Annotated in this window: 27 protein-coding genes; 9 read left to right on the forward strand and 18 right to left on the reverse strand. The window is 36.3% G+C overall.

Annotation, left to right across the window (positions count from 1 at the left end):
- Positions 1 to 42 precede the first annotated feature (42 nt).
- Positions 43 to 1,374 carry an NAD(P)/FAD-dependent oxidoreductase gene (locus tag AN34_RS18935; RefSeq protein WP_029288118.1) on the forward strand — a complete coding sequence of 444 codons (1,332 nt, stop codon included), beginning with the start codon at positions 43 to 45 and terminating at the stop codon, positions 1,372 to 1,374.
- 89 nt (positions 1,375 to 1,463) lie between these two features.
- On the forward strand, positions 1,464 to 2,324 hold the full coding sequence (locus AN34_RS18940; RefSeq protein WP_029288121.1) for a hydroxymethylglutaryl-CoA lyase: 861 nt from the start codon (positions 1,464 to 1,466) through the stop codon (positions 2,322 to 2,324).
- Positions 2,325 to 2,614: 290 nt separating this feature from the next.
- Here the strand turns inward: AN34_RS18940 and AN34_RS18945 are convergent, their stop codons facing one another.
- From AN34_RS18945 to fbaA, 3 genes are all read right to left on the reverse strand, one after another.
- Positions 2,615 to 3,037 (reverse strand): GNAT family N-acetyltransferase, encoded by a 423-nt coding sequence (locus tag AN34_RS18945; protein WP_029288122.1) that lies wholly within the window; start codon positions 3,035 to 3,037, stop codon positions 2,615 to 2,617.
- On the reverse strand, positions 3,037 to 3,519 hold the full coding sequence (locus AN34_RS18950; protein ID WP_029288124.1) for a low affinity iron permease family protein: 483 nt from the start codon (positions 3,517 to 3,519) through the stop codon (positions 3,037 to 3,039). The genes AN34_RS18945 and AN34_RS18950 overlap by 1 nt, the downstream gene beginning before the upstream one ends.
- A gap of 104 nt (positions 3,520 to 3,623) precedes the next feature.
- Positions 3,624 to 4,703: a class II fructose-bisphosphate aldolase gene (fbaA, locus tag AN34_RS18955; RefSeq protein WP_029288126.1), complete on the reverse strand. Its 1,080-nt coding sequence runs from the start codon at positions 4,701 to 4,703 to the stop codon at positions 3,624 to 3,626.
- Positions 4,704 to 5,023: 320 nt separating this feature from the next.
- On the opposite strand from fbaA, the gene accD reads away from it, so the two are divergent.
- Together accD and AN34_RS18965 are read left to right on the forward strand one after the other, a co-directional pair.
- On the forward strand, positions 5,024 to 5,869 hold the full coding sequence (accD, locus tag AN34_RS18960; RefSeq protein WP_029288129.1) for an acetyl-CoA carboxylase, carboxyltransferase subunit beta: 846 nt from the start codon (positions 5,024 to 5,026) through the stop codon (positions 5,867 to 5,869).
- A gap of 246 nt (positions 5,870 to 6,115) precedes the next feature.
- Positions 6,116 to 7,663, forward strand: a complete 1,548-nt coding sequence (locus AN34_RS18965) for a M20/M25/M40 family metallo-hydrolase (protein WP_029288130.1) — start codon at positions 6,116 to 6,118, stop codon at positions 7,661 to 7,663.
- Positions 7,664 to 7,811: 148 nt separating this feature from the next.
- Here AN34_RS18965 and AN34_RS18970 read toward each other — a convergent pair whose 3' ends face one another.
- From AN34_RS18970 to glmM, 7 genes are all read right to left on the reverse strand, one after another.
- On the reverse strand, positions 7,812 to 8,816 hold the full coding sequence (locus AN34_RS18970; protein ID WP_029288132.1) for a cytochrome d ubiquinol oxidase subunit II: 1,005 nt from the start codon (positions 8,814 to 8,816) through the stop codon (positions 7,812 to 7,814).
- A 2-nt stretch (positions 8,817 to 8,818) separates the two neighbouring features.
- Entirely contained in the window at positions 8,819 to 10,150 is a 1,332-nt protein-coding gene (locus AN34_RS18975) for a cytochrome ubiquinol oxidase subunit I (protein ID WP_029288135.1), read from the reverse strand.
- A 184-nt stretch (positions 10,151 to 10,334) separates the two neighbouring features.
- On the reverse strand, positions 10,335 to 11,048 hold the full coding sequence (locus AN34_RS18980; RefSeq protein ID WP_369818099.1) for an MBL fold metallo-hydrolase: 714 nt from the start codon (positions 11,046 to 11,048) through the stop codon (positions 10,335 to 10,337).
- Between the two features lie 42 nt (positions 11,049 to 11,090).
- Positions 11,091 to 11,228 carry a hypothetical protein gene (locus AN34_RS21825; RefSeq protein ID WP_197285560.1) on the reverse strand — a complete coding sequence of 46 codons (138 nt, stop codon included), beginning with the start codon at positions 11,226 to 11,228 and terminating at the stop codon, positions 11,091 to 11,093.
- Positions 11,229 to 11,301: 73 nt separating this feature from the next.
- A complete protein-coding gene (locus AN34_RS18985; protein ID WP_029288137.1) occupies positions 11,302 to 11,505 on the reverse strand; it encodes a hypothetical protein in 204 nt (67 codons plus the stop codon).
- 157 nt (positions 11,506 to 11,662) lie between these two features.
- Positions 11,663 to 12,811, reverse strand: coding sequence for a cysteine desulfurase family protein (locus AN34_RS18990; protein WP_029288140.1), 1,149 nt, complete (start codon positions 12,809 to 12,811; stop codon positions 11,663 to 11,665).
- A gap of 87 nt (positions 12,812 to 12,898) precedes the next feature.
- The gene (glmM, locus tag AN34_RS18995; protein ID WP_029288142.1) at positions 12,899 to 14,284 is read right to left on the reverse strand and encodes a phosphoglucosamine mutase; all 1,386 of its coding nucleotides are present in this window, start codon (positions 14,282 to 14,284) and stop codon (positions 12,899 to 12,901) included.
- A gap of 388 nt (positions 14,285 to 14,672) precedes the next feature.
- Between glmM and AN34_RS19000 the strand changes: the two genes are divergently transcribed.
- From AN34_RS19000 to AN34_RS19015, 4 genes are read left to right on the forward strand one after another with little or no spacing between them, the layout of a single operon-like run.
- Positions 14,673 to 15,404, forward strand: a complete 732-nt coding sequence (locus AN34_RS19000; RefSeq protein WP_029288145.1) for a bifunctional 2-polyprenyl-6-hydroxyphenol methylase/3-demethylubiquinol 3-O-methyltransferase UbiG — start codon at positions 14,673 to 14,675, stop codon at positions 15,402 to 15,404.
- Complete coding sequence (locus AN34_RS19005; protein WP_029288147.1) at positions 15,401 to 15,964, forward strand: phosphatase PAP2 family protein; 564 nt, start codon at positions 15,401 to 15,403, stop codon at positions 15,962 to 15,964. Before AN34_RS19000 ends, AN34_RS19005 begins: the two co-directional genes overlap by 4 nt.
- A gap of 3 nt (positions 15,965 to 15,967) precedes the next feature.
- A complete protein-coding gene (locus AN34_RS19010) occupies positions 15,968 to 16,687 on the forward strand; it encodes a ZIP family metal transporter (protein ID WP_029288149.1) in 720 nt (239 codons plus the stop codon).
- Positions 16,688 to 16,744: 57 nt separating this feature from the next.
- The gene (locus AN34_RS19015) at positions 16,745 to 17,371 is read left to right on the forward strand and encodes a Uma2 family endonuclease (RefSeq protein ID WP_029288152.1); all 627 of its coding nucleotides are present in this window, start codon (positions 16,745 to 16,747) and stop codon (positions 17,369 to 17,371) included.
- A gap of 34 nt (positions 17,372 to 17,405) precedes the next feature.
- Here AN34_RS19015 and AN34_RS21830 read toward each other — a convergent pair whose 3' ends face one another.
- The 8 genes from AN34_RS21830 to AN34_RS19050 all read right to left on the reverse strand — a co-directional run bounded on the left by AN34_RS21830 (position 17,406) and on the right by AN34_RS19050 (position 23,327).
- Complete coding sequence (locus AN34_RS21830) at positions 17,406 to 17,549, reverse strand: DUF5522 domain-containing protein (protein ID WP_197285561.1); 144 nt, start codon at positions 17,547 to 17,549, stop codon at positions 17,406 to 17,408.
- Between the two features lie 113 nt (positions 17,550 to 17,662).
- Positions 17,663 to 18,604, reverse strand: coding sequence for an exonuclease (locus AN34_RS19020; RefSeq protein ID WP_029288154.1), 942 nt, complete (start codon positions 18,602 to 18,604; stop codon positions 17,663 to 17,665).
- Between the two features lie 75 nt (positions 18,605 to 18,679).
- Complete coding sequence (gene coaE, locus AN34_RS19025) at positions 18,680 to 19,282, reverse strand: dephospho-CoA kinase (protein ID WP_029288157.1); 603 nt, start codon at positions 19,280 to 19,282, stop codon at positions 18,680 to 18,682.
- On the reverse strand, positions 19,282 to 20,229 hold the full coding sequence (locus AN34_RS19030) for a CdaR family protein (RefSeq protein WP_029288159.1): 948 nt from the start codon (positions 20,227 to 20,229) through the stop codon (positions 19,282 to 19,284). Before AN34_RS19030 ends, coaE begins: the two co-directional genes overlap by 1 nt.
- 192 nt (positions 20,230 to 20,421) lie before the next feature.
- A complete protein-coding gene (yajC, locus tag AN34_RS19035; protein WP_029288161.1) occupies positions 20,422 to 20,745 on the reverse strand; it encodes a preprotein translocase subunit YajC in 324 nt (107 codons plus the stop codon).
- Between the two features lie 59 nt (positions 20,746 to 20,804).
- Positions 20,805 to 21,242, reverse strand: a complete 438-nt coding sequence (locus tag AN34_RS19040) for a DUF1573 domain-containing protein (protein ID WP_369818100.1) — start codon at positions 21,240 to 21,242, stop codon at positions 20,805 to 20,807.
- The gene (gene nusB, locus AN34_RS19045; protein WP_029288166.1) at positions 21,242 to 22,192 is read right to left on the reverse strand and encodes a transcription antitermination factor NusB; all 951 of its coding nucleotides are present in this window, start codon (positions 22,190 to 22,192) and stop codon (positions 21,242 to 21,244) included. Before nusB ends, AN34_RS19040 begins: the two co-directional genes overlap by 1 nt.
- Positions 22,193 to 22,238: 46 nt before the next feature.
- The gene (locus AN34_RS19050; protein ID WP_029288169.1) at positions 22,239 to 23,327 is read right to left on the reverse strand and encodes a Glu/Leu/Phe/Val dehydrogenase; all 1,089 of its coding nucleotides are present in this window, start codon (positions 23,325 to 23,327) and stop codon (positions 22,239 to 22,241) included.
- Positions 23,328 to 23,514: 187 nt separating this feature from the next.
- On the opposite strand from AN34_RS19050, the gene AN34_RS19055 reads away from it, so the two are divergent.
- A complete protein-coding gene (locus AN34_RS19055; RefSeq protein WP_029288171.1) occupies positions 23,515 to 25,305 on the forward strand; it encodes an ABC transporter ATP-binding protein in 1,791 nt (596 codons plus the stop codon).
- Positions 25,306 to 25,340: the final 35 nt, after the last annotated feature.

A 25,340-nucleotide genomic window follows, 5' to 3' on the forward strand; every position in this document is an offset into this window, starting at 1 on the left:
GGCCTCTTTTTGTTAGATTAGCAAAACAAAAAAGCATAGAGAATGGATTTACAACTTCCTAAAAGTGAATACCCAAGAGTAGTAATTATTGGTGGTGGATTTGGCGGAATTGAGCTGGCTAAACGACTGAAAAACAAACCCTTTCAAGTGGTGATGCTCGATAAACATAATTACCACACCTTTCAGCCACTGCTTTATCAAGTGGCTACTGGCGGACTTGAAGCTGAGTCTATTGCTTTTCCACTCCGAAAAATATTTAAAGGACAGAAAAACCTGATTTTCAGGGTAGCAAAAGTTACCGAAATAAATGCCGTAAAAAATTGCCTTAAAACAGATATCGGCGAAATCAGTTACGATTATTTGGTTCTAGCTACCGGATCTACCAGTAATTTTTTTGGCAATACAGAAATTGAACAAAATTCGATGCCAATGAAATCCATTCCAGAGGCACTGGATTTAAGAAGTTTGATTTTGCAGAATTTTGAAAAGTCGTTGATAGAAACTGATTTTGATAAGAAAAGTGCATTACTTAATTTCGTTGTAGTAGGTGGTGGTCCAACAGGTGTGGAAACTTCCGGTGCAATTGCCGAGCTTAAAAAACATGTAATCCCAAATGATTATCCAGAAATGGATTTAAATCAGGTTAATATTTATTTAATTGAAAATTCACCCGAACTATTAGGCCCGATGTCGCCTCAGGCCCAGGTTAAATCAAAAGAGTTTTTAACTAAAATGGGTGTTCAAGTGATGAATGAGACCAGGGTATTAGGCTATGATGGATTTACGCTTACTTTACAAGATAAAGCGCCAGTTTTAAGTTCTACTGTAATCTGGAGTGCTGGTGTTAAAGGTCAGTTGATCCCAGGCTTAGATTTGGCGGAAGTTGTACGAGGAGGCAGATTAAAAACGGATTCACAAAACCTGATTGTAGGCTATCAAAATATCTATGCCATTGGTGATGTGGCCTCAATTATTGATGAGGATACCCCAAACGGACATCCGGGCGTGGCACCAGTTGCCATTCAACAGGGTCATCATTTAGCAAAAAACCTGGTTAATATCATTGAAAACAAACCCGTAGAAAAATTTAAGTATTTCGATAAGGGTTCAATGGCTACTGTAGGTAGAAACAAGGCTGTTGTAGATATAGGTAAAATTCGTTTTCAGGGCGTCTTTGCATGGTTCACCTGGATGTTTGTCCACCTGATGACGCTAGTAGGTTTTAGAAATAAAATTATCGTTTTTGTGAATTGGCTATGGAGTTATTTTAGTTATGATAGAGGAACCCGGTTAATCATCAGAACTTTTGCTAAAGACAGAAGTGTGGATTATAGAACAGAGACTGCTCAGGTGAAAGATGAAGTTAGTCATTAGTGAAAACTTTTAGTACAAGAAACTGTTTGCTTACTTCTTTTCTTGGCGATAAACTTTGTGCACTTTGCGGTTAAATAACCTGAAAAACCATGAGCTTAAAAAATATTAAATTAGTGGAATGTCCGCGTGATGCCATGCAGGGTTTGCATAGTTTCATTCCGACTGAACTGAAATTGTCATATTTAAACACATTGCTTCAGGTTGGTTTTGACACCCTTGATTTTGGCAGTTTTGTTTCACCAAAAGCCATTCCGCAAATGGCAGATACGGAGCAGGTATTAGAAAACTTAGATTTATCTTTTACTTCAACTAAACTTCTTGCCATTGTAGCCAATTTGAGGGGGGTAGAAAGCGCTGTAAAACATAAAGCAATTGATTATCTTGGTTTTCCGTTTTCTATCTCAGAAACCTTTCAACAGCGAAATACCAATTCAAGTATCTTACAGTCTTTAAACACGGTTGAAGATATGCTGGCTTTATGTGCCATAAACAATAAAAAAGCAGTTGTATATCTATCAATGGGCTTTGGCAACCCTTATGGTGATGAATGGAACTACGAAATTGTAGAAAAATGGGCAGATGTTCTGGTTGATAAAGGTGTAGAAATTTTGTCGCTGGCTGATACAGTGGGTATTTCAACTCCTGAAAAAATAAATCATATCCTACCGAAGTTAATTTCAAGGTATAGCCAGACGGAAATTGGTATTCATTTGCACTCCACTCCTACTGAAAGGTTTGAAAAAATTGAAGCTGCATATAATTCTGGTGTAAAACGAATTGATTCTGCTTTAAAAGGTTTTGGAGGCTGTCCAATGGCTGCTGACGATTTAACCGGCAATCTCGCTACAGAAGAAGTGATTGGCTTTTTAAATTCTAAAGGAGAGAACTTAAATCTGAATATGGATAAATGGGATGAAGCAATGGTTTTATCTGGAAAAATATTTGGGTGATTTTCAGCTTTGACGTATAGCTAAGCACGAAGTAATCTATTGGTGGGTAAATTAATTAAAATCTAGTAGCCGTATTAAGATTGCTTCGTGCCTTTCAATGACGATTCTGCGCCAAATTTCGTCCTCCTAAACTTGATTCAGGATCTTTTCAAGATAAATGCTGAACTAAATCCGATAATTGTCGGATCAGCATGACGATTCGACGAGTGCCGTCGATTCAAAAGATCTCCATGGAAAACACTAAAAAGAGATTGCTTTGTGCCTCGCAATGACGAGTTCTATTTTTTATCTTAAACCTTCTTCACCATTTTAAAATGCTGGATTCCAGCTTCCTCAAATTGTTCTCCTTCTGCAACAAAACCAAATTTCGCATATAAACTCATGGCATCAAGCTGCGAGTTCAAGTAAATATAATGGGCATCTTCAGGTAAATCAGATAAAGCTTCGGCAATTAATGCCCGTCCTACCCCTTGTCCCCTAAAATCTTTCAGTACAGCAAAACGTTCCAATTTATAACCTGCATCGGTTTTTCTCCAACGGCAGGCGCCACAGGGTTGACCATTATGTGTAGCTAAAAAATGTATTGATTCATCTTCATGCTCCCACTCCAGTTCTGGTGGGCAATTCTGTTCATCTACGAACACAATTTTACGTATAGCAAATACTTTATCCAGATCTTCAGGATGAATAACTTTTTGAACTTGCAGACTCATTATTTATGTTGTTTAAAGTGTTTATTCTTATCTAATTTCGCTTCATTCAATGCCTCAGCCACATCGATAGAGTGTGAGCAGTGAATATCAGCCTCTTTTTTGGCAAGTGCAGCAATCGTAACATAAAATTTATGCAACTGATCTAGTTCTCGCTCACTTAAATCCTCAATATCAACCATTCGGTTACTGGCTCCTTGTTGGGCAGCTATCAGTTCATTTAATTTTAATTGAATAGCCTTTCCGTCTTTATTCTGTGCTTTCTGGATAAGAAACACCATCAAAAAGGTAATGATGGTTGTTCCGGTATTGATAACTAACTGCCAGGTTTCAGAATAATGAAAAACCGGACCTGTTACTGCCCATAAAATTACAATTGCTGTTGCTGCAATAAAAGCAACTGAACTGCCTGTAAATTTCGTTGCAGCATTGGCAAATTTCTCAAAAAAGTTATTTTCCTTTTTATCGCTTTTAGATTTTTTCATCAGATAATGTTTGCTTAAAAGTAATTATAAAAACAAACAAAAGCGCCATCAGTTTTTAAACCAATGGCGCTTTCTTGTTATAGAAATGTTAAAGTTTAACCTTCCTACAATTTATCATTTGCATTAATACAATTCAAATCTTCAAATGCAGTAGTTAAACGCTTAACAAATGTCTCTTCGCCTTTACGTAACCAAACGCGTGGATCATAATATTTTTTATTTGGTTTATCATCTCCATCAGGATTACCAATCTGACCTTGAAGAAAAGCTTCATTCTTTTTGTAATATTCTAAAATACCTTCCCAAAATGCCCATTGCATATCAGTATCAATATTCATTTTAATAGCACCATAAGAAATTGCTTCTCTGATTTCTTCCTTAGAAGAACCAGAACCACCATGGAATACAAAGTTAATTGGTTTCTCAGCAGTTAATGCAAATTTCTCTTTCACATAATCCTGAGAATTTTTCAAAATAACTGGTTGTAATTTCACGTTACCTGGTTTGTATACACCATGAACGTTACCAAACGCTGCCGCAACTGTAAAACGTGGCGATACTTTGCTTAATTCTTCGTAAGCATAAGCAACTTCGCTTGGCTGAGTATATAATTTTGAACTATCAACATCACTGTTATCTACACCGTCTTCTTCACCTCCGGTAACACCCAATTCAATTTCGATCGTCATGTTCATTTTCGACATGCGTTCCAGGTATTTCGCAGAAATTTCCATGTTCTCTTCGATCGATTCTTCAGAAAGATCTAACATATGTGAAGAAAACAAAGGCTTACCTGTTTCAGCGAAGAATTTCTCACCATGATCTAAAAGGCCATCAATCCAAGGCAATAATTTTTTAGCGGCGTGGTCTGTATGTAAAACCACGGCAACACCATAATGTTCTGCCAATAAATGTACATGCTTAGCTGCAGATACTGCACCTAAAATACATGCCTGTAATTTCTCATTATCTAAAGATTTACCTGCGTAAAATTGCGCACCGCCATTAGACAATTGAATCATAACAGGCGAATTTACTGCCTTAGCAGTTTCCAATACCGCATTAACCGTATTTGTACCGGTTACGTTAACTGCTGGTAAAGCAAACTGATGTTTTTTAGCCTGCTCAAACAATTCTTGAACGGCATCTCCGTAAATTACGCCTTTGTAGCCTTTTAAACTCATCTCTTGTTAATTTTATTAAGTCCGAAGTTATAAAAAAAAATAACATTACAAGCTTTTGTAACAACAGAATTATTTGCCCCACAATGAAATAAGGCCTCTTTGGTGTATAAAACACATTATCCTTAGTGTAAAAAACACACACAGCTATCTACAATAAGTTACCGATAATAACCGAGGCCATGTTTTGGATGAATCAATAAATTCATTGATTATTGACAATTGACTATAAACCAATGTAGCAAAGACTATTTTTAGTTTCAATAAGGTCTGACTTTATTATATTTTTCGTTTCTTTGCAATCCAATTCTTTAAAAAATTATATGGCTTGGTTTAAGAGAGAAAATAAAGGTATCATTACCACAACAGAAGAGAAGAAAGAGGCACCTGATGGCGTGTGGAATAAGTGTCCAAATTGTAAAAAACCACTACATCAAACAGAATTACAAGAAAACAAATACGTTTGTCATTACTGTAATTACCATTTGAGAGTAGGTTCTAAAGAATATTTTGAAGTTTTATTCGATAACAACGAGTTTAAAGAGCTTTTTGCCAACCTTACTTCTGGCGATCCTTTAAACTTTAACGACAATAAACCTTATACAGATAGAATTGTAGAAAGTCAGGCAAAAACCGGGCTTAAAGATGCTATTCGGGCTGGTGTAGGTAAAATTGATGGACAGGAACTGGTCATTGCCTGTATGGATTTTGCATTTATTGGTGGTTCTATGGGATCCGTTGTTGGCGAAAAAATTGCCCGTTCTATTGATTATTCTATCAAACATAAAATTCCCTTCCTGATGATTTCAAAGTCTGGTGGTGCCCGAATGATGGAAGCTGCATTTTCATTGATGCAGATGGCCAAAACATCAGCAAAACTTGCCTTGTTAAGCCAGGCAAAAATTCCATACATTTCTTTATTAACAGATCCAACTACTGGTGGCGTAACTGCCTCATATGCCATGCTTGGCGATATCAATATTGCAGAACCAGGTGCTTTAATCGGCTTTGCCGGCCCAAGGGTAATTAAAGAAACCATTAAAAAGGATTTACCAAAAGGCTTTCAAACTTCAGAATTTGTGCTGGAACATGGTTTCCTTGACTTTATCGTAGATAGAAGAGCGATGAAAGCTAAAATAGGCGCCTTTATTAAAATGATGAATAATTAAGGTCGTTCAATAGTTCATTGGTCATTATTTCATTTTGCAAATCGACTAATTAACAATTAAAACATTATACTAAAAGCAGGGCTTGAATAACTTCGGTTGATTCAGTCCTGCTTTTTGTTTCTATAATAAACCTATAAGGTTTTAAAAACCTAATAGGTTTATTATGTGCTATCTGCAACATTTCCATTAACATCCATTTCCATAGTCCTTATTCATTAAATTAGCGGATCATTAACTAACCCTATTATGAATAAAAAACTACTCTTACCCACCTTGCTTCTATTTACCTCTTCTTTTGCTTTTGCGCAAGACAAAAAAGTGATCGATAATATTGTAAAAGAGGTAAATGAAAATTCACAACTAGAAAAACTTGCACACGAACTTTTAGATGTTGTTGGACCACGTTTAGTCGGGTCTCCACAAATGAAGCAAGCCAACGATTGGGCAGTAAAAAAATATAGCGACTGGGGAATCTCTGCGAAGAATGAAAAATGGGGTGAATGGGCAGGCTGGGAACGTGGCATTACGCATATTGATTTGGTAAGCCCACGGTTAAGAACACTGGAAGGAACTCAATTGGCCTGGAGTCCGTCTACAAATGGACAACCAATTAATGCTGAAGCAATTATTCTTCCTGCCATTACTGATTCTGTTGCTTTCCAGAAATGGCTACCAAGCGTTAAAGGTAAAGTGGTGTTAATTTCTTTCAATCAACTGTCTGGCCGACCAGAAAAAAACTGGGAAGAATTCGCGACGAAAGATCTATTCGAAAAATTCAAGAAAGAAAAAACCGAAGCTTTGAAATCTTGGACGGCAAGTATGACAAAAACAGGTTACAATGCCAAAACGCTTCCTGTGGCTTTAGAAAATGCCGGGGCAGTTGCAATTGTGATAAATAACTGGTCACAAGGTTTTGGTGTAGATAAAATCTTTGGTGCCAATACTACAAAAGTACCCACTTTAGATTTATCTGTGGAAGATTATGGATTGGTTTATCGTTTGGCTTTAAACGGTAATAAACCAATGCTTAAAATAGAATCCGAATCTAAAAAATTAGGTAATGTACCAACCTTTAATACGATTGCTGAAATTAAAGGAAAGCAAAAACCGAAAGAATATGTAATGCTGTCCGCTCACTTTGATTCATGGGACGGAGCAAGTGGCGCAACGGACAATGGCTCTGGAACCATTATGATGATGGAAGCCATGCGTATTCTGAAAAAGTTTTATCCTAACCCAAAACGCACGATTTTAGTTGGGCATTGGGGAAGTGAAGAACAGGGATTAAATGGCTCCAGGGCTTTTGTTGAAGATCATCCGGAAATTGTTAACAACCTGCAAGCTTTATTTAACCAGGATAACGGAACAGGCCGGGTAGTGAATATTGGCGGTCAAGGTTTTGCCAAATCTAAAGATTATATTACCCGTTGGTTAAATGCAGTACCAGATACCATTAAAAATCAAATCAAAACCATTTTCCCTGGCATGCCTGGGGCAGGTGGATCAGACTTTGCATCCTTCGTGGCTGCTGGTGCTTTGGGTTATTCATTAAGTTCTACCAGTTGGGATTATGGAACATATACCTGGCATACCAATCGCGATAGCTATGACAAACTGGTTTTTGATGAAATCCGTAGCAACGTCATTTTAGCAGCAATTATGGTTTATATGGCTTGTGAAGATGCTGAAAAAACATCAACAGAAAAAGCTACAGATTTGCCGGTTAATGAACGTACCGGAAAACCTGCCACTTGGCCGGAACAAAGAAAAGCGACCAGAAAAGGTGGTCTTTAAATAAGGATTAAATATTTTTAAAAGGGGCATTTGGAAACAGATGCCCTTTTTTCTTGCAGTAACTTTGAATATGCTGTCATGCTGAGGCACGAAGCATCTGTTTCATTGGTTGCAGATGCTTCGTGCCTCAGCATGACAACAAGCGGCATTATTCCTCCTTCTTCTGAAACTTATAAAACAAATACCCAAGAAAAGGAAGAATCAAAACACTGCCTAACAACAAAGCCAAACCTAAACTATAAATGGTTTTCTGCGGACCTATCGTTTCGAAGAGCGAAATGGCATCTCCATTTTTTAAGCGAATAAAATTAGGAAAGTGTGCATAACTGATGGCTACCAGGATCATCGTTACCTGAAAGCCTGCCAAAATGCGTAGAATCTGTGTTTTACCTCTAATTAAAAAATACCACAACAAAACCAATGATAAACTGGCAAGAATAATGGCTATTAAGCCTACGGGATTTTTAAAAACCCAATCAATTAAAGGAATTTTATCAAAATGTGCAGCAATAAAAACCATTGCACCAAATAATACTGCAGCGATGTTCATATATTCGGCTTTCTTAATAAAGCGCCGTTTATCCAGTTCATCTTCCGTTTCACCAATCAGGTAAATAGCGGCCAGAAATCCACATAGGGCAACTGTAAATAGACCTACAGCAATAGAAAACCAGTTTAACCAACTATAGATATATGCAGATTGGAAATCTTTTGCTTCTGTATCAATATGTCCTGAAATTACACTTCCAGCAATAATCCCTAAAAAAAGGGGTGTAATGAAACTAGAATACCTGAAAATCCGATTATAAAGCCATTGCATATCATCTTTTATGGCATCATAATGCCGAAAAACGAAGGCTGTTCCTCGGGCAATAATACCAATAAGCATAATGAGTAAGGGTATATGCAGGTAAACCGACATGGTGGTGTAGATGTGCGGAAAACCAACAAAAAGAATCACAATGGCAATAATGAGCCACATGTGGTTGGCCTCCCAAACCGGGCCAATAGCCTGATACATGGTTTTACGGGTACGACTCCTGTTTTTAGTTGAAGTAAAAAGTTCAATAATTCCGGCACCGAAATCTGCTCCTCCAAGTAAAAAGTATAACAGTATGCCCAAACATAAAAAGGTAATTACAACATATTCCATAATTAATGATTAGCAGTTTTAGATGGAGAATTGTTGTATAATACAGGAACCATTTTAATTTGCCGGTAAAGCAAAAAGGTTACAATAACACTCAGAGATAAATAAATAGCTGAAAAGATGTAAAATGAATAAGCGATTCCTGGCATTGGTGTTACGGCATCTTTGGTACGCATAATGCCATAAATAATCCATGGCTGACGCCCAACTTCTGTAACTACCCAACCAGCTTCCAGCGCTACATAACCCAAAGGAATGGCAAGTACAAATAATTTAAGTAGCCAGCGTTTCTCTAACAGCGATTTCTTTCTAAGCAAATGAATAAAATAAACCAGTGAAATCAATGCCAGCAGGGTTCCTATTCCTACCATCATCTGGAAGGCATAATGGGTGATTGCAACTGGTGGTTGCTCATCTTTAGGAATTTGATCAAGGCCTTTTACCTCTGCCTTAAAATCACCATGAGCCAAAAAGCTTAAGGCTCCGGGGATTTTTATTGCTCCTTTTACCGTTCTCTCCTTTTCATTTACAATTCCACCAATAAGCAGCGGTGCGGGCTTTTCGGTTTGATAAAGCGCTTCCATAGCGGCGAGCTTCGCCGGTTGCCGTTTAGCCACATCTTTAGCAGATATATCGCCACTTAATGGCTGTAGCAAAGCACCTATACAGGCAAATACCGCAGCAATCTTAAATGCCTGTAAATGAAATTCCTTGTTTTGATTCCTCAAAATCATTAAAGCGTGAACGCCTGCTACAGCAAATCCGGTAGCGGTAAATGCAGCCAAACACATATGTAAGGCTTGAGAAAACCAGGCCTTATTAAACATGGCCTGTATAGGATCAACATTAAGGTATTGACCATTTATAAAATCAAAGCCCGCCGGACTATTCATCCAGGCATTTGCAGCCACAACTAAGATTCCAGAGGCTAATCCACTCACCCCTACCACCATTCCGGTAAACCAGTGAAACCATTTATTTAATTTGTCCCATCCATATAGAAAGAAGCCCAAGGCTATCGCTTCGATAAAAAAAGCCGTTCCTTCAAGCGAAAAGGGCATCCCAAAAATTGGGCCTGCATGTTCCATGAATTTGGGCCATAATAAACCCAATTCAAATGATAGCATGGTACCAGATACTGCGCCAGTAGCAAAAAAAATCGCAACGCCTTTACTCCAGGCCTTCGTAAGGTTTTTGTATACCTCATCATTTGTTTTTAACCATTTATAATGCGATACAGCCATAAAAAATGGCATTACCATACCAATGCAGGAAAAAACAATGTGGAAGCCTAATGATAAGGCCATTTGGGAGCGGGCAGCTAAAAAATCATCCATATCTGAAATTGGATTTGGTGTATTGCAAATATAGAAGATATGGGTTGAGTTGATGTTAATTTAACCGGGCTGGTTAGATTTATTTTAAATATAGAATGTTTATAAATTGAAAAAAGATTTTGCCCCATACAACCACAGTTTAGCAAATTAGTTTAAAATCAATTTGCTAACCTGTTGCCATAATTTAAGCGCCCTTTAATTCATCATAAGCGGCTGACAGACTTCTTTGAATCCCCTCACCCTGCCATTCTTGAGCGTTTGGAATAGACGTAGCTTTTAGAATATTATCTTTAGTTTTTCCAGCCTTAATTTCACTACTAACAAATGTGAGCAAATTTTGAAGATAATTTTGAAAGGCCTTTACGTCAGCTTTGTTCCCTGTTATTTTTTCAGGCTCACGACTATGCCCAAAGATAAACATCGTATCATGATCAAATTGACGATAAATTTTATCCAGAGCAGTGATCCAATTGCCAATATGTGCACCATTTTCTCTATCGATATATGGATATTTCCGATTAGAAACCAAATCACCTACATGAACGATATTAGCATTTTCAAAATGATAAATGGCATCACCATTGGTATGCCCTGAACCATAATAATAAGAACTGATCTTTTCATCACCAACGGGTGCTTTCCAACCTGTTCCAAAAGTGGTATCTGGCAGCAACTGCTGATCTAAGCTATTGGCCTTCTCAGCAGCTCTCTTTTGATTTACTAGAGAATTTTGATGCGCTACTACTTTTTCTGCTAAGCCTTTGAAGGCAATGTTACCCGCCGTGTGATCGCCATGATGATGCGTATTAAGAAGGTATTTAAATGGCTTTTCTCCAAGTTTTTTTAACTCCTCAATTACATGTGGAGCCGAAGCAGGAAATTGCGCATCAACCACCACAAATCCACTTGAAGAATTTAACCAGCCAATTGTTCCACCCTGTTATGTAAAAACACCTACATTGTTTCTAAGTGTTTTGAAATTGTAACTCAACACTTGCTTTGCAAAAACATCTGTTTTGTAAACTGAAAGCAAGGCCATGGCTAATGCAGAGCTTTTGATAAAATTTCTTCTTTCCATTTTGAACGGTATAAAAAAGCCACAACATTTTTGCTGTGGCTTAAATTTAATTATTCTTTCAGAAAATTAAGTTTTAAATTCCTGATCCTGGAGTAGTTCCCGGCTCATGGCCCGGACCAAATGAATTATTTTTACGACCTTTATCTTTGTCAAATAAGTTGGTTGCAACTTTTGATGATTTGTTATCATCTAAATTCCTGTTCTCCTTAATATCTTCAGCTGTTTTATCTAGCAAATCATTCTCAATGATTTTGCCTTTTTCTTTATTATTTTCCATAGTGGTTTTTAAATTGATGTATTATAGGAACACATGAGAAATAATATTGTTTTAATAGCAATATTCACCAATGGTGACTTACTTAATACAAGAAAAAAGAACAAATAAAAAAAGTCCCGAATTACTTCGAGACTGTTCCTATTTGGTTAATGATATTTTAGGCTAAAGCATTTTGCTTCACCACCATTTTAACTTTCTCTATCACGTAGTCCAATTCTTCTTTCGTAGTATATTTACTAAAAGAAAAACGTACCGAAGGGCGATTTGGATCAGCTTTGATACCATTCAACACGTGTGAGCCAATATTAGAACCAGACGAGCAGGCACTACCACCGGAAGCACAAATCCCGTTAATATCCAAATTAAACAGCAACATATCGCCCATATCCATTTCAGGGAAAGAAACATTTAGTACCGTATAAAGGCTTTTATCTGCATCAGTTTCTCCGTTAAAACCAATTCCTGGAATTTCTGCAATCAATTGAGCCTTCATATAATCTTTTAAACCTTGAATATGATTCTGATGCTCTTCCATTTCTGCATAGGCAATTTCCAAAGCCTTTGCTAAACCTACTATCCCATAAACATTTTCAGTTCCTCCACGCATGTTACGCTCTTGTGCACCACCATAAATCATTGGTGGGATTTTAATATTGCTGTTTACGTATAAGAAACCTACACCCTTAGGTCCGTGGAGTTTATGTGCAGCACATACAATAAAATGCGCTTTCAGTTCACGTACATGATGAAAATAGTGTCCCATCGTTTGAACGGTATCGGCATGGTAAATGGCATTATATTTTTCACAGATATCACCCACTTTTATCATATCCGTTAGGGTACCCAATTCATTATTGGCATGCATTAAGGAGACAAAAGTACGCTCGTTATTTTGCAAAAGCTCCTCTAGGTGTGCATAATCAACATTACCCTTCTCATCAATATTTACAAAACTCAGTTTATCTATCTCACCATTTTTCAACATCATATTTAAAGTATGTTCTACCGCATGATGTTCAATTTTAGAGGTAATGGCATGTTTAATTCCATAAGCTGAAATGCCGCAACGAATAGCTGTATTGTCAGCCTCAGTTCCACCAGAAGTAAAAAATATTTCAGAAGGTGATGCACCTAAAAGATTAGCGACAGTTTTCCGGGCTTTTTCTACCAAAGTTCTTACCTCACGCCCCAGCGCATGAATGGCTGATGGATTACCATAATAGTTTTCCATCACGTTACTCATTTCGGCAATTACTTGTTTATCTAATGGTGTGGTAGCCGCGTTGTCTAAATAAATCCTTTTCATATTGTGATTATCACCTTTTAAATGATTTCATCTTTTGGGATGACCTCATGAATTAATTTTACTCTTTAATTATTGCCTCTATTTTAGTTACAAATGCAATATTTCCTTGATATCTGAAATAATTTTATTTGCCAGACTTTCCGCAATGGTTTCATTTTCTGCTTCGCTATAAATACGGATAATCGGTTCGGTATTAGAACGGCGCAAGTGCACCCATGTTTTATCGAACTCTATTTTTAATCCATCAATGATGCTGTAAGGCTGTTTTTTGTATTTCTCTTCAACTTGCTTCAACAAATTGTCAATATCCATTTCTGCTGTAAGAGTAATTTTATTTTTAGAGATATAATATTGAGGATAGCTTGCTCGTAGTACGGAAATAGATTTTCCAAATTTAGCCAAATGCGTTAAGAATAAAGCGATCCCCACCAAAGCATCTCTACCGTAATGCGATTCAGGATAAATGATTCCACCGTTTCCTTCACCACCAATAATGGCGTTGCTTTCTTTCATTTTATTCACCACATTTACTTCACCAACCGCTGAAGCATGATATTCAGAGCCTGCTTTTTCAGTTACATCACGGAGGGCCCTGGTTGACGAAAGATTAGAAACCGTATTGCCTGGTGTATTTTTTAATACATAATCGGCTACAGCAACCAAAGTATATTCTTCTCCAAACATACTTCCATCTTCATTTACAAAACACAAACGGTCTACATCAGGATCTACCACAATACCTAAATCTGCATTTTGTTTTTGAACCTCCTTGGAAATCTCTGTCAGGTTTTCTGGAAGCGGTTCAGGATTATGAGGAAAATGACCATCAGGGGTACAATACAATTCTGTAACCCTGGTTACCCCTAATGCTTTCAGCAAGGCCGGGATAAAAATACCACCAGTTGAGTTAACAGCATCTATTACCACCTTAAAATCAGCTTTCTTAATTGCTTCAACATCTACCAATGGCAATGCCAAAACTTTATCAATGTGCTTTTGCAGGTAAGTATCATTTTGAATAACCTTTCCTAATTTATCTACATCGGCAAATTCAAACGCAGCGCTTTCGGCAAGTTCCAAAACTTCTATTCCATTAGCATCACTGATGAATTCACCATCTGCATTAAGTAATTTTAGTGCATTCCACTGTTTTGGATTATGACTTGCAGTTAAAATGATCCCACCGCCAGCCTTTTCATCAGGCACGGCAATTTCAACTGTTGGTGTAGTAGATAAACCTAAATCGATTACCTCTATGCCCAGGCCTTGTAAAGTACCTATAACCAAATGGTTAACCATCTCACCCGAAATACGGGCGTCGCGACCTAATACGATTCTTTTAATCCCTGTTTTTTGAACTACCCAGCTTCCAAAAGCAGCTGTGAATTTCACAATATCAATTGGTGTTAAGCCATTTCCAGCTTGTCCACCTATGGTTCCTCTTATTCCTGAAATCGATTTTATTAAAGTCACTTATTGTATCTAATAATGAGCACCAAAAATAAGAAAAAAAACAAGATAGCGGGCATCCTAAAGGCTTCTCAAAAGTTAATTTACATTAAGTTTATATCTATTTATACGATGTATTTAGTGGGCATATGATCATTTTTTAAAATAAATGGTCATCCGTTTGGTTCATTAATTACTTATTATAAATTAACTGATTAAAATATATTTGCAATATTGTTGCAAAAAACAACACACTATACAACAGGCAATAGTAAAATCTTATATTTGCAGAAATTTGATAATTAAATGATTACAGAACATCCTATTAATGGCTTTGGCAATAAATTAATGTGCGGTGTTTAATCCAATTTTATCTAAGTTTGCATCCTTTTAATAAACAAACAGCTTTTTTATGCAGCGCAAATGGTTTCAATATTGGTTTAATTCACCATATTATCATATTCTTTATCAACAAAGAAATGACGCTGAAGCTGAATTTTTTATTGATCAGCTAACTCATTTTCTGCATCCAAAACCTGATTCTAAGGCCCTTGACATTGCCTGCGGAAAAGGAAGACACTCCATCTACCTCAATAAAAAAGGATTAGATGTTACTGGGATAGATTTATCAGAACAAAGTATAAAGTATGCCCGGCAATTTGAGAACCATAAACTGCATTTTCTGGTGCATGATATGCGAAAACTCTTTTACATCAATTATTTTGATATTGCCTTAAATCTTTTCACCAGTTTCGGTTATTTTGATACTGAAAAAGAACATGTTGATGCTTTAAAAACATTCAGGAAATGTCTTAAGCATGATGGAGTTTTGGTTTTGGATTATTTTAATACTGAAAAAATCCTGAGAAATCTTAATTCCTGCGAAGTGAAATCCCTTGATGGAATTGCATTTAATATTTCTAAAAATGTGATCGAGGGAAAAATTATCAAAAAAATCAATTTTGAAGATAAAGGGAAGACCTATAGTTTTGAAGAGCGTGTTCAGGCTTTTAGTTTTGAAGATTTTGAGCGGATGATTTTAAAAGCCGGAATGACTATCCATCACACATTCGGCAATTATGAATTGGAAGATTTTAATCAAAACACATCAGACCGGTTAATTTTAATCTGTAAAAAAGCATGATAGAAAGCATACAGCAATTTGATCTGGCTTTATTTCTAAAAATCCACCAGGGGCTCTCCAATGGCTTTTTAGACTGGCTGATGCCCCTCATGCGCAATCGGTTTTTCTGGTCGCCACTTTATGTTTTTATTTTAATTTTTTGCATTAAACAATACAAGAAACAGGGATATTATATCATTGGAATGATTCTGTTTACATTTGCTTCAGCTGATTTAATTTCTTCCAGATTAATCAAACCATGGATTTCAAGGGTTCGGCCATGCAATGATCTAACCATAGCCAATGAAATTATTCACCGTGTACCTTGCGGAAGCGGTTTAAGCTTTCCTTCGGCACATGCAACCAATCACTTTGCTATTGCCGTATTTTTAATTTGCGTTTTTTACAGTAGATGGAAACCCATTTTGCCACTCGGCTTGTTCTGGGCCTTTATTATTAGTTTTGCACAAGTATATGTCGGCGTTCATTACCCTATTGATGTTACTGCAGGCGCACTGTTAGGAACCTTAATTGGTTTCATCTGTTCAAGAATGTTTAAAAAATTACAACCTGATTTTTAAGCTATGGAAATCTGGAAACTCTGCGTGCTTTTCTTCTGTGCCTTTTTAGGTGGAACAGCTATATTTTTGGTTAAAAGTGACAAATCTAAGTTGCTAAAACTGATCCTATCTTTTAGTGGGGCCTATTTATTTGCTATAACCGTATTGCATTTAATACCCGATGCCTTTAGCGGGCCTGACAAAAGTGAAATCGGGATTTTTATTCTCGTGGGTTTTCTTTTGCAGGTATTTCTGGAACAATTCTCTGAAGGTGTGGAACATGGCCATATCCACAAGCATCACGATGGGCAGGTATTTCCGTTCGGCATCATGATTAGTTTGTGTTTACACGCATTTTTAGAAGGAATGCCTTTGGCAAAAGAACAACATAACGAATTAATTTTTGGCATTTCCTTACACCATATCCCTGCGGCATTTGCTTTAGGAAGCATTTTAATGCAAAATCATTTCAAAAAAGGAAGTATCATTCTATATCTGATCATTTTTGCAATTATGGCTCCTTTAGGCTTTTATGTAAGTATGGGCTTAAGTAATGGCAGTATTGGAGGCGTAGAGGCTTATTTTAATAAAATTATGGGTGTGGTGATTGGAATATTCCTTCATATATCTACAACCATTTTATTCGAATCCAGTGCCGATCATAAAATTAACCTGCGTAAAATGATCGCTGTTTTATTGGGAATAGGTGTCGCTCTAATTGGTTTCTTTGCGGGGCATCACTGATTAGGAAGACAACCAAAATTTATTTTCATCATACCCATATTTTGACTAACTTACTGTATGGATGAAATTGTAAATGAGCCTGCCGTAGAATATAAAAAAAGGAAGTATAGTGTTCAGGAATACCTGGAAATGGAAAATGCTTCACAGGAAAAGCATGAATATTTTGAGGGAGAGATATTCCCACTTCACAGGGAATTTAGGGCTATAGGTGTAACGTCTATATCTGGAGCACTTAGTCACAACTTTATATTCTCCAATACTTTTGGTTTTCTTAGTCGTAAATTATATGGATCAAAGTGCATTCCTTTTGGCAGTGATATGAGAATGAACATCCCTGAAAACTCACTTTTCACCTATTCTGATATATCTATTTACTGCAATGAAATCAAACACCTGGAAGAAGATGAAAATACGGTACTCCTGCCAACCGTTATCATTGAGATTCTTTCTCCTTCTACAAAAGATTATGATAGGGGTAGTAAATTTAAACTGTATAGAGATATTCCGTCATTGAAAGAATATATCATGATCGATTCCACAGCCATTTCAGTTGAAGCCTTTCATATTAATGAGCATCAAAACTGGGAATTGAAAGAATATAGTAATATGGATGAAAGTCTGAATTTTTATAGCTTTGGCTTTGATATTCAATTAAGGTGCATTTATCAGCATGTTAAATTTTAGATAATTGAAACGGAAAACTCGAATAGTGAATTAACTATTTCTTCACCTTCTTTTTACCATATCCCCAAGGGCAATGTTTACATTTATTTTTACAGCAATAACCTCGCTTTAAGTGGTAGGTTTCGGTAAACACCATCAATCCATCTTCATTAAAATAAAAATCTTCCCCTTCTTTCATATTGAATTTTGAATGATTGAGTTTTGAATGGGTGAATAATTGAATGAATAAAAACTTTACTTTTACTTATGCTAAAATTCTCAAATCTACAAAATCTTGTAAAATTCAGTTAATTAGTTCAATATCTTCACCTCTAACCTATCTTTAAAATATTCTTTTAACTTTTTTCCATCTCCATGCAAGGTCCAAATTTGTTTGGGTTGTACATTTTCGATAGTTTCCAGTATCGCATCCCAATCTGCATGATCAGAAATATAAAGCGAAATACCATTTTGTTGCTGCAGATTTTTCCATCCTGAAGCAAAAGCCCTCACCACATTAATGGCTTTATGATAACTATGGAAAACCATCGGTGGTACAATATAAACCTGATGTTGCTGGTTATTCTTCATCACTTTACGATCGTACATTTTGTACCTGCCCAACGCTATGCCGTAATCTTCGTAGATTTTAACAAATGGCATGATGCTATGATGCACCATAATATTTTTAGTTGGACAGTGATGATTTAGCAGTTGGATGATCCTTTGACTTTTACCTAATGCATAAGCACCAAGCATGATATTTGAATTGGTATCATTCAATTTCTCTATCTCTGTAACTGGAGAGGGATGTTTAGTTTCGGGATTAGCAAACGTACTTTCCGTAATTAATACATCAGCCTTTACAAACTCAAAAGGTTCACAAGTTGTATCCGGTTCTATTTTATAATCTCCGGTATACAGATATTTAACACCCTGATACTCCATTAAAACCTGTGCAGAACCTAATATATGCCCGGCTGAATAAAAGGTAATGGAAACCTCCTTGATCTTAAATGATTCGTGATAAGCTTTAACATAAAAATCTACAGCGGCAAACTTACGGTAACGGTGTTTCATAAAAGATTCGGTAGCAGCCGTACAATATACATGCTCACTACCGCCAATAGCATGGTCGCCATGTGCATGAGAAACCACAGCCTCTTTTACAGGTTGCTGGGGATCTAAATAAAAATCGCCATAAACACAATATAAACCAATTGGCGTAATGGTAATGAAATCGTCTAAAATCATTTATAAGATTTAAGGATTAGACAGGATTTTGGAATATAAAAACACATCTTATTTAGGTTAAGTAGTATTGAAAGTCTAATATGCCTTTGCAGCTATTAAAAACTGTTTATGTAGCGTTAGAACTTGATCAATGATTGAATTCTTTTCGTCGTTCAAAACAAAATGATCTGCCATTCTTGTCTTTTCTTCATCGCTCATTTGCTTGTCCATTCTTGCCTTTACCTGATCTGCAGAAACCTGATCACGATGCATTACCCTGGCTAACTTTAAATCATGTGGAGCTGTTACCAGAATAGAAGTATCACACATTTTATAAGAGTCACTTTCAAAAAGCAAAGCTGCTTCCTTCAATATGTAGGACACCTTTTGATCAATTTGCTTTACCCATTCTTCAAAAGCCCTAAATACTGCCGGATGAACCAAGGCATTCAATTTAACCAATTCTGCTTCATTGTTAAATACAATACCGGCCAGGTGCTTTTTGTTGAGTTCCCCATCTGGTGTATAGCTTTCTTCGCCAAAGGTAGCGATCACACCATCAACCAGCAATTGATCTGATACCATAATTTCTTTTGCTACGGTATCTGCATAAAAAACCGGAATGCCTAAAACTTCAAAGACCTTACAAACGGTTGTTTTTCCACTGCCTATTCCACCTGTGATGCCTATTTTATACATTATTTTTCTACTACAAAATCTACTTTAGATGGATTGATATTGATTAATTTACAGTAATCCGGAAACTCCGTAATTTTTACTGTAAACTGCTTGTGTGCTAAATCCTGCCACTCATTAACATCAACAGTGGCGGTAATGAAGTTATCATTTACCTGACTATAATTACCCAACGCAACTAAAAATGTTACCTTAATTTTCTTGGGATAAAGTTTTATGCTGTTGTAATTTTTATTGTTAATGATCTTTAAAGGCACCTCAATTGTTTTTTCTGTAAATTCATCAACCGGAAGCTTTACTTCTACCGATGAAGGATAAATACTTACATTTTTTTGAGGACTATGCTGCAAACCAATCCTCACCGTAGTACTTCCCTGAATCTTACTTAGCTTTAAAGTATCCGTGGGCCAGATGGTAATTTTACTTAATTCTTCTGCCGGGCCAGCTACCTTTACATATTGAGGATTTAAGATGATATCACTTGATATTCCGTACTGATTGATGAAATCCAGTTTGCTAACCAATTGAATCGATACCTTTTTTACTGTTCTTTTGGTGAAATCAAAATATAAGGTATCTGGCTTTACAGAAATCACTTTTTGCGTGCTTTCGAGTTGCCTGTTAACATTGTATAACTGATCTGAAAAAGTTATAAAATCCTTCGTGTTGAGCTGACTTAAGCTTACGGATATGGATGGCGGGCTGATACGCAGACGGGAAAAGATCAATTGCCATCCGGTTCCTTCTACCTGTAAATCAACTGTGTCTGATTGTAATGGATAAAATGCCCGCTTAGTGGGTGTATTTTTGAAAACCAGCACTGTTTTAGCGGTATAGATATACTTGTTGTTCAGTGCCATAAAAAGCCATGCTGCTATTGCCAGAAACAAACAAGCCAAGAGCGTAAAAACACGTCTTTTCTCTATTTGGGTTAATCTAATAAACGGCATATTTAACGATCTAAATGACAATGGGACAATGATCCACTATTAACAATATCGCCAAATGTAGTAAAACTAAACAGGTGCTCAAATAGAAATAGTACAAAGAAATGAAAGAAGCGTTGTTTAAGCTTTTAAAACTGACTAAAAACAAAAAACCGTCGATCTGTAGATGCGACGGTTTTTAAAAGTCTTATTAATTTAAACTTTAGCAGGTGTAGTTACTGCTTTTGTAGCATCTAATGATACTGCAGATTTATCGAAACGAATTTTAACGCCACCTTCTACTTCAATTAAAAAGGTAGTATCATTTAAGTCTGCAATACGTCCGTGGATGCCTGCAGTTGTGATAATTTTATCACCTTTTTTCAATTCTGCTACTAATTTTTTATGTTCTTTAGCTTTTTTAACTTGTGGACGAATCATGAAAAAGTAGAAAACCACCATGATTAATACCATAGGAACAATTGTACTGAGCATACTGCTACTTCCACCTGCTGCCTGTAAAATTACTGTTAATGTCATTTCTTATTGATTTGATTTATTTAATTAATATTTAATCAGCTAATTGCTTAGCTGCTGAGTTATTTTTTCACCCTTACATCACCCACCAGGTGTACTGTAGATATAGCTGGGTTCGCATTTGAGTTGACAGTGATTACTTTATCTTGCATACCTTCTTTACCTGCGCTATTGAAAACCACTTTAATAACGCCTTCTTTACCAGGTAGAATTGGTTCTGTTGGCACTACCGGAACAGTACAGCCACAAGTTGCCGTTGCATTTGAAATAATTAAAGGGCTTTTACCCGTATTTTTGAACTTAAATTCATGTGTAACTTTTTCACCCTGATCTATTTTTTCAAAATCAAATATTTCTCTTTCAAACACAATTACTGGTGCATCTGCTGATGCAACTGTATTACTCTTTGAGCCAGTTGCTTGATCAGTTGAGTTATTTGCATTGCGACATGCTGTAAAAGAAAGTGCAGCAATCGCCAGGATAAATATCTTTTTCATCATTATTCTTCTATTAATCCGCGACCGATTTTCTTAATGGTATTATTTTTCTTTAAGTCGCCTAAAATTTTGTCCAAAATACCATTTATAAACGAATTACTTTTCGGTGTACTGTAATCTTTTGACAGTTCCAAATATTCATTAATGGTTACTTTAACAGGAATGGATGGGAAATTTAGCAATTCGCAGATAGCCATTTTCATTAGAATCGTATCCATTAAGGCAATACGCTCCGATTCCCAATTTTTAGTTCTTTCTGCAATCATTTCCTGGTACTTCACGTCATTTTGCAAGGTATGAACAAATAAATCCTGTACAAACTTACTGTCTTCAACCCAGTCTGCGCTAATTTCAGTTAATTTGTTTTTGAATGGATCATCGAAGGTAAAATTCTTTAAAGTTTTAGCTACCATTCCTTTCATCACTTCGTGATCTACCTGCCAGTTGATAAATTTCTCTTCAAAAACCTGTAAAATAGCCTGGTTTTTTAAGATGATTTTCCTGAAAATATATTTGATGATGTCTTTTGATGATTCTAAGCTTTCATTTGGATCTGCAAGATAATCTGCATATTCTTTAGATGCTTTTAAAGAATTAAAAACCGTTTTACGAATTTCCGGATCAAAACCCCAATCTACTTTGTACTTTTTAACCGCCGATACGTATTCAGGGTTTTGCTGCATTAAAACACTAAACTTATTGTGAAGCAGTTTTAAGTTTGGATTTAAATCCTCTGCTGTTTTTAGATGTTTATTTGCACGCTCTGCGGCATCGTTGGCCGTAAATTCGGTTACTTCTACCATCAGTGATAACATCCAGATGTACATTTCGTACACGCTATCGATGCTTTGCATTAAAAGTTTTAGGTCTCCTTTAATGTCTTTTTTGTCTGCCATGTGCCATGCAAAAATATTTTGCAAAGCTTTGATCCTTAAGTGCCTTCTGTTTAACATGAATGTAAGAACGAGTGCGGTTTTTAAAACCTGTTTTTAATAATTATTAATATGATGATTTGATTTTTTTAATGTCGGCAATCCGTTTCTCAGCGATTCGGTTAGCGGCAATATTTGTTGATATTTTTTCTGATTTGCTTAGCTTGATGACACTCCTCGTAGCATCGTAAATATTTTCAGTGAGCTGCACTGTCCGCTTTTTTCCAAACCCTGTCCATTCAGAATAACAGGCAATTAATCCGCCTGCATTGATAAGGTAATCAGGGGCAAACAAAATTCCTTTTTTAGAGAGTAATTCACTATCCAAAACTTCATCTTTAAGCTGATTGTTCGCAGAACCTGCAATTATAGCAAATTTCATACGCTCAATGGTTTTGTTATTAACCGTAGCACCCATAGCGCAAGGTGCATACACATCAGCATCAATACCAAAAATTTTATCGGCCTCTATAGGTTTTGCCTTATATTTACGGGCTACGTAAGTGAGTTGCTCCTGGTTAATATCGCTGATTAAAACTTCGGCATTTTCCTTTCTTAACAAGGCCACGAGGTGTTCACCAACATTACCAATTCCTTGTACTACAATGGTTCTACCTGCAAGCATATCCGTACCAAAAACTTCCTTTACACTGGCTTTAATTCCCAAATAAACACCCTGAGCAGTAAAAGGAGCTGGATTTCCTGCACCACCAATTGATTCGGGAACGCCGGTAACGTAATTGGTTTCCATGCGAATATATTCCATATCCCTGGTATTGGTTCCCATTTCCTCTGCCGTAATAAACTCGCCATTTAGATTTTTAATAAATCTTCCATAGCTACGCATTAAAGTTTCGGTTTTGTCTTTTCTGGAATCGCCAATAATTACGCCTTTTCCACCGCCCAGGTTTAAACCGGTAATAGCAGCTTTGTAGGTCATTCCTCTAGATAAACGTAAGGCATCTTCCAAAGCCTCGCCCTCAGTAGCGTAACTCCACATCCGGGTTCCGCCTAAAGCAGGACCTAACGTGGTATCATGAATGGCAATAATTGCTTTTAAACCAGTATCCGGATCATTACAAAAAACCAATTTTTTGTGCCCATAGGCACTCAATTGAGCTAAAATGGATGAATCGGATGGAGAATTTGCTGGCATATTTAACGATCGGCTAACTTCCTGCAAAATTAAAATAAAAAAACCATTAATACATCTATTTAACTTAACTATAACAAAATTAATTTCGCTCTAATCTTCTATTAATCCCCAAAGGTTTTAAAAACCTATACAATTAACGCTATAATTTTTAGGGTTGAGATAATGAAATTACCTAAGTTTGTACCACATGAAACATCTGCGCAGGTTAAATAAGTATTTTCTAAAATATAAATGGTGGATTATCCCCGGAAGTATTTTCGTAGTCATATCTAATATTTTTGGCGTTGTTCCTGCTCAGGTAATTGGCTATGCGGTAGATTTAATTACTGAAAATATACAAATCTACAACCTCTTTAATGGTTTTGATCGGCAAGAAATCGTTTATAGCATATTTAGCAGCAACCTTCTTTACTTTGGAATTTTAGTGATCATACTTTATGTTTTGAGGGGATTATTCCTGTTTTTCATGCGTCAAACCATCATTCTTATGTCCAGACATATTGAATTCGACATGAAGAACGATATCTACCAACATTATCAGGAATTAAGTTTAGGTTTTTACAGGAGAAACAATACCGGCGACCTGATGAATAGGGCTACGGAAGACGTGAATCGGGTGAGAATGTATGTTGGTCCGGCCATTATGTATACCATTAATACCTTTGTTTTATCCGTGTTGATTGTATGGTCAATGTTTGATGTAAACTCCAGACTAGCCATTTATTGCCTTTTGCCCCTCCCCTTCCTGGTGGTGATTATCTATTATGTAAACACATTGATTTTTAAAAAAAGTGGTAAAATCCAGGAAAGGCTTTCTGCCCTATCTAGTTTTGTACAGGAGCGTTTTTCAGGCATCAGGATTATTAAATCATATGTGAGGGAAGATTATACCAGAAACATGTTTGAAATTCAAAGTAATGATTACAAGAAAGATTCGATGAGTCTGGTAAAGGTTTCTGCCCTGTTTTACCCAACAATGATGCTCTTGATTGGGCTTAGTACCATTCTTACCATTTACATTGGTGGCATTCAGGTAATGAATGGCAGCATCACCGCTGGTAACATTGCAGAATTTATCATCTATATTAATCAGCTTACGTTTCCAGTTACTATGCTGGGCTGGGTAACTTCATTAATCCAAAGGGCGGCGGCCTCACAAAAAAGAATAAATGAATTTTTAGATATTCCATCCGATATCCAATCTACAGAACTTAATGATAGGGAAATCAATGGACACTTAACATTCGAAAATGTAAGTTTTACCTATCCGGATACAGGCATTGAAGCGTTGAAAAATTTAAATTTTGAAATTAAAGCTGGAGAATTTGTAGCCATAATTGGCAAAACCGGTTCAGGAAAATCTACTTTAGCCAACTTAATGATGCGCATGTATGATGTTCAGGGTGGATCTATTTCAGTTGATGGAAATGATTTAAAATCTCTAAATCTAAAAAACTACCGCAGCCAGATTGGCTTCGTACCACAAGAAGTTTTCTTATTTTCTGATACGATACGAAATAATATTGCCTTTGGTTTAGATCAGGTTACGGACGATGAAATTTATGATGCCGCTAAAAATGCCTCCGTATATCACAACATTATTGATTTTGATGAAAAATTTGAAACGATGCTTGGTGAACGTGGAATAACATTGTCTGGCGGGCAAAAACAACGTGTTTCTATTGCCAGAGCTTTAATCAAATCGCCAAAAATTTTAATATTTGATGATTGTCTTTCTGCCGTAGATACCAAAACAGAAGAAGAAATTTTAAATAATCTGGGTAAAATGATGAATGGCAAAACCAGTATTTTAATCGCACATCGAATTTCTACAATTAAAAATGCAGATAAGATTCTGGTACTTGATAATGGAGAAATCATAGAGCAAGGCACACACAGCGAATTACTTAGCTTAAATGGGAGTTATACAGAACTTTATAATAATCAACTTTTAGAAGAAGAATCACGAAGTATTTAATTTTATTTTGAACTTTAAATATTTGCTTTATATTT

This window comes from Pedobacter sp. R20-19 (assembly GCF_000708265.2).
Taxonomy (GTDB): Bacteria; Bacteroidota; Bacteroidia; order Sphingobacteriales; family Sphingobacteriaceae; genus Pedobacter.

Bases quoted from the DNA above. Each gene is read 5' to 3' on its own strand.
- AN34_RS18940 (WP_029288121.1), top strand. From the start codon at position 1,464: ATGAGCTTAAAAAATATTAAATTAGTGGAATGTCCGCGTGATGCCATG.
- AN34_RS21825 (WP_197285560.1), bottom strand. From the start codon at position 11,228: ATGGAAAGAAGAAATTTTATCAAAAGCTCTGCATTAGCCATGGCCTTG.
- AN34_RS18985 (WP_029288137.1), bottom strand. From the start codon at position 11,505: ATGGAAAATAATAAAGAAAAAGGCAAAATCATTGAGAATGATTTGCTA.
- coaE (WP_029288157.1), bottom strand. From the start codon at position 19,282: ATGTATAAAATAGGCATCACAGGTGGAATAGGCAGTGGAAAAACAACC.
- AN34_RS19010 (WP_029288149.1), top strand. From the start codon at position 15,968: ATGGAAATCTGGAAACTCTGCGTGCTTTTCTTCTGTGCCTTTTTAGGT.
- AN34_RS19000 (WP_029288145.1), top strand. From the start codon at position 14,673: ATGCAGCGCAAATGGTTTCAATATTGGTTTAATTCACCATATTATCAT.
- AN34_RS19055 (WP_029288171.1), top strand. From the start codon at position 23,515: ATGAAACATCTGCGCAGGTTAAATAAGTATTTTCTAAAATATAAATGG.
- AN34_RS18970 (WP_029288132.1), bottom strand. From the start codon at position 8,816: ATGGAATATGTTGTAATTACCTTTTTATGTTTGGGCATACTGTTATAC.
- AN34_RS18950 (WP_029288124.1), bottom strand. From the start codon at position 3,519: ATGAAAAAATCTAAAAGCGATAAAAAGGAAAATAACTTTTTTGAGAAA.
- AN34_RS19015 (WP_029288152.1), top strand. From the start codon at position 16,745: ATGGATGAAATTGTAAATGAGCCTGCCGTAGAATATAAAAAAAGGAAG.
- AN34_RS19040 (WP_369818100.1), bottom strand. From the start codon at position 21,242: ATGATGAAAAAGATATTTATCCTGGCGATTGCTGCACTTTCTTTTACA.
- accD (WP_029288129.1), top strand. From the start codon at position 5,024: ATGGCTTGGTTTAAGAGAGAAAATAAAGGTATCATTACCACAACAGAA.
- AN34_RS21830 (WP_197285561.1), bottom strand. From the start codon at position 17,549: ATGAAAGAAGGGGAAGATTTTTATTTTAATGAAGATGGATTGATGGTG.
- AN34_RS19050 (WP_029288169.1), bottom strand. From the start codon at position 23,327: ATGCCAGCAAATTCTCCATCCGATTCATCCATTTTAGCTCAATTGAGT.
- AN34_RS19020 (WP_029288154.1), bottom strand. From the start codon at position 18,604: ATGATTTTAGACGATTTCATTACCATTACGCCAATTGGTTTATATTGT.
- fbaA (WP_029288126.1), bottom strand. From the start codon at position 4,703: ATGAGTTTAAAAGGCTACAAAGGCGTAATTTACGGAGATGCCGTTCAA.
- AN34_RS18990 (WP_029288140.1), bottom strand. From the start codon at position 12,811: ATGAAAAGGATTTATTTAGACAACGCGGCTACCACACCATTAGATAAA.
- AN34_RS18935 (WP_029288118.1), top strand. From the start codon at position 43: ATGGATTTACAACTTCCTAAAAGTGAATACCCAAGAGTAGTAATTATT.
- AN34_RS19030 (WP_029288159.1), bottom strand. From the start codon at position 20,229: ATGCCGTTTATTAGATTAACCCAAATAGAGAAAAGACGTGTTTTTACG.
- yajC (WP_029288161.1), bottom strand. From the start codon at position 20,745: ATGACATTAACAGTAATTTTACAGGCAGCAGGTGGAAGTAGCAGTATG.
- AN34_RS18945 (WP_029288122.1), bottom strand. From the start codon at position 3,037: ATGAGTCTGCAAGTTCAAAAAGTTATTCATCCTGAAGATCTGGATAAA.
- nusB (WP_029288166.1), bottom strand. From the start codon at position 22,192: ATGTTAAACAGAAGGCACTTAAGGATCAAAGCTTTGCAAAATATTTTT.
- AN34_RS18965 (WP_029288130.1), top strand. From the start codon at position 6,116: ATGAATAAAAAACTACTCTTACCCACCTTGCTTCTATTTACCTCTTCT.
- AN34_RS19005 (WP_029288147.1), top strand. From the start codon at position 15,401: ATGATAGAAAGCATACAGCAATTTGATCTGGCTTTATTTCTAAAAATC.
- AN34_RS18975 (WP_029288135.1), bottom strand. From the start codon at position 10,150: ATGGATGATTTTTTAGCTGCCCGCTCCCAAATGGCCTTATCATTAGGC.